Consider the following 3,214-nt stretch of genomic DNA (forward strand, 5'->3'; position numbering starts at 1 on the left):
GCCGGGACCGGCCGCGCAAGCCTGCGCCGGGCGGGACGCGCAGGGGGCTGGCGGTGCCGCCCGCCGTCAGGGTGCGGCGTCGAGTGCCGCGATGATGGCGCCGAAGTCCGCGGCCTTGAGCGAGGCCCCGCCCACCAGCGCGCCGTCCACATCCGCCACGGCGAAGATCTCGGCGGCGTTGGCGGGCTTGACCGAGCCGCCGTAGAGCAGGCGGATGCCGTCGCCCTCGGCCGGCAGCGCGCTGCGCAGGTGGGTGCGCAGGGCGGTGTGGACCTCGGCGATCTGGTCGATTGTGGGGGTGCGGCCGGTGCCGATGGCCCAGACGGGTTCATAGGCGATCACGGTGTTGGCGGCGGTGGCGCCCTCGGGCAGCGAGCCTGCGAGTTGGGCCGCCACCACGGCCAGTGTCTCGCCCGCGTCGCGCTGGGCCTCGGTCTCGCCCAGGCAGATGATGGCGGTCAGGCCGGCGGCATGGGCGCTCGCGGCCTTGGCGGCGATGGCAGCGTCGGTTTCCGCGTGGTCGGCGCGGCGCTCGGAGTGGCCGACGATGACATGGGTAGCGCCCGCATCGGCCAGCATCACGGCCGAGACATCGCCGGTGTGCGCGCCCTTGGCGGCCGTGTGGCAGTCCTGGCCGCCCACCGCGACGGTGCCGCCCGACAGCGTGTCGGCCAGACGCGCAAGCAACGTGGCGGGCGGGCAGATCAGCACCTCGCAGCGCGGGGCGGGATGGGCCTTGGACAGCGCCTCGGCCTCGGCCAGGTCGGCGGCCAGCCCGTGCATCTTCCAGTTTCCAGCGGCCAGTTTGCGGCGCATGCGATCCCCCGTCATTTGTTGGTCCGGCTGCACTCTAGGCCCGGCAGCCATGGCGCGTCAAAGCGATAAGAGGCGGCGTGCCGCCGGTGTCATGGGGTACGGGCGCCCAAGGCGCGGGGCAGGCATGGGCACGGCACCACCGCGGCCGTGCGGTGCCTCAGCGGGCGGGTGCGCGCAGGCCCAGCGGCACGCCGTCCGCGCCGGTGTCGGGGTCAGCGGCGGCGGCGTCGTGGAACTTGACGGACTCGCCGCAACCGCAGGCCTCGGCGACGTTGGGGTTGTTGAAGCGGAAGCCGGATTCCAGAACGCCGGTCTCGAAGTCGATCTCGGTGCCGATCAGGAACATCTGCGCCATGGGGGCGATCAGCACCCGCGCGCCGTCCTGTTCCACGACGACATCGTGGGGATGCGCCTCCACCGCGTAGTCCATGGTGTATTCCATGCCCGCGCATCCGCCCTTCTTGACGCCGATGCGCAGGCCGGCGGTGCCGTCGCGCGCCATCAGCCGGGCGATGCGGGACGCCGCGCGGGGCGTCAGGGTCACCGCTGCCTTGCCGGGAATGCCGAACATCACATGAATCCCAATTCCAGTTTCGCCTCGTCGCTCATGCGGTCCATGCCCCAGGGGGGCTCCCAGACCATGTTGACGTCGACCTGGCGGACGCCCTCCAGCGGCTCGACCGCGTCGGCGACCCAGCCGGGCATCTCGCCGGCGACGGGGCAGCCGGGGGCGGTCAGGCTCATGTCGATGACCACCGCGCCCTCGTCCGAGATCTCGATGGTGTAGATCAGCCCGAGGTCGAAGATGTTCACGGGGATTTCGGGGTCGTAGACGCTGCGGCACGCCTCCACCACCGATGCATAAAGGGGATGTTCGGTCGTGGAGGGGCGGATCAGCGGCTCGCCTTCGGCCGGGGTGGCGGTGCGCATCATGGGGTCCTCGCTGAATACCTGACCAACAAGATAGGAAAAGACCGGCGCCGCGTCCAGCCCCGGCCGCGTCTTGTCGCCCCTCCGTGGGCGGCTAGACTGAAGACCGTGTCACTTCAACGCAGGGGGAACGCGCCATGCCCGATGGCAGCCACACCGACCGGCCCGGACGCAGCGTCGTCGTCCAGGGCTTCACCAACAGCCTGCTGGACCCGGCCGCGCCCATGCTGGGCCCGCTGGAGGATGGCGGCACCATCATCGCCAACACCGCGCCGGGCTGCTGGGGCCCCATGATCACGCCCCGCCTGCGCGGCGGCCACGAGGTCACGCAGCCGGTATACGTCGATGGCGCCGAGCCCGGCGACGCGGTCATCATCCGCATCCGCGACATCACTGTGACCTCCAGCGCCACTGCCTCGGGGCACGACAGCTCGCCCGAAGGGTTCTGCCTGGGCGATCCCTATGTGGCCGCGCGCTGCCCCACCTGCGACACCGTCTGGCCCGAGACGCATGTCGAAGGGATCGGCGCGAACGCGGTCGTCTGCGATGTCTGCGGCAACCCGGTCACGCCGTTCGCCATCGTGCACGGCTACACCGTGACGTTCGATGACAGCGGCGCGGTGGGCATCACCCTGCCGGCCGACGCCGCAGAGCGGATCGCGCGCGATGCCGATCACTACGCGGCGCTGCCGGATGCCTCGCGCCAGCACTCCATCCTGAATTATGCGCCGTCGGACATGCCGGGGGCGATCGTGCGGATGCGCCCGTTCCTGGGGCAGCTGGGGACCTGCCCGTCGATGCCGATGCCCGACAGCCACAACGCCGGCGACTTCGGCGCGTTTCTGGTGGGCGCGCCGCATGACTATGCCCTGACGGCCGAACAACTGGCCGAGCACAAGACCGACGGCCACATGGACATCGACGCGGTGCGCGCGGGCGCGATCCTGGTGGCGCCGGTCAAGGTGCGCGGCGCGGGCGTCTACATGGGCGACATGCACGCGGCCCAGGGCGACGGCGAGATCGCGGGCCATACGATGGATGTGTCGGGCTCGGTCACGCTGCAGGTGTCGGTCAAGAAGGGCTGGCCCATCGACGGGCCGGTGCTGTTTCCGCGCCTCGACGACCTGCCGCCGCTGGCGCGGCCCTTCTCGGCCGAGGAGCGCGCCAAGGCCGGGCGGCTGGCCGCGCAGTGGGGCGTGGCAAGGCTGGAGGAGACCGCGCCGATCTCGGTCATCGGGACGGCGGCGAACCTCAACGATGCGATCACCAACGGGTTGGAGCGGGCTGCCACCCTGCTGGGCATGACCGTGGCCGAGGTGCGCAACCGCGCCACCATCAACGGCGCGATCGAGATCGGCCGCGCCCCCGGCGTGATCCAGGTGACGTTCCTGGCGCCGTTGTCGGCGCTGGACGCCGTGGGGCTGGGGGATGTGGCGCGCGGGCACTACGGGGTGTGACGGGGGCAGGG

Annotated in this window: 4 protein-coding genes; 1 reads left to right on the forward strand and 3 read right to left on the reverse strand. The window is 71.5% G+C overall.

Annotated elements, in window-relative coordinates:
• Window positions 1-66: 66 nt before the first annotated feature.
• From tpiA to CCR87_RS00535, 3 genes are all read right to left on the reverse strand, one after another.
• Window positions 67-816, reverse strand: coding sequence for a triose-phosphate isomerase (gene tpiA, locus CCR87_RS00525; RefSeq protein ID WP_201155383.1), 750 nt, complete (start codon window positions 814-816; stop codon window positions 67-69).
• Window positions 817-973: 157 nt separating this feature from the next.
• Complete coding sequence (locus CCR87_RS00530; protein WP_201155384.1) at window positions 974-1,387, reverse strand: HesB/IscA family protein; 414 nt, start codon at window positions 1,385-1,387, stop codon at window positions 974-976.
• Complete coding sequence (locus CCR87_RS00535; RefSeq protein ID WP_201155385.1) at window positions 1,387-1,749, reverse strand: SUF system Fe-S cluster assembly protein; 363 nt, start codon at window positions 1,747-1,749, stop codon at window positions 1,387-1,389. Before CCR87_RS00535 ends, CCR87_RS00530 begins: the two co-directional genes overlap by 1 nt.
• Before the next feature lie 134 nt (window positions 1,750-1,883).
• Between CCR87_RS00535 and CCR87_RS00540 the strand changes: the two genes are divergently transcribed.
• Complete coding sequence (locus CCR87_RS00540; RefSeq protein ID WP_201155386.1) at window positions 1,884-3,203, forward strand: acetamidase/formamidase family protein; 1,320 nt, start codon at window positions 1,884-1,886, stop codon at window positions 3,201-3,203.
• Window positions 3,204-3,214 lie beyond the last annotated feature (11 nt).

This window comes from Rhodobaculum claviforme (assembly GCF_016653255.1).
GTDB classification, from domain to species: domain Bacteria; phylum Pseudomonadota; class Alphaproteobacteria; order Rhodobacterales; family Rhodobacteraceae; genus Rhodobaculum; species Rhodobaculum claviforme.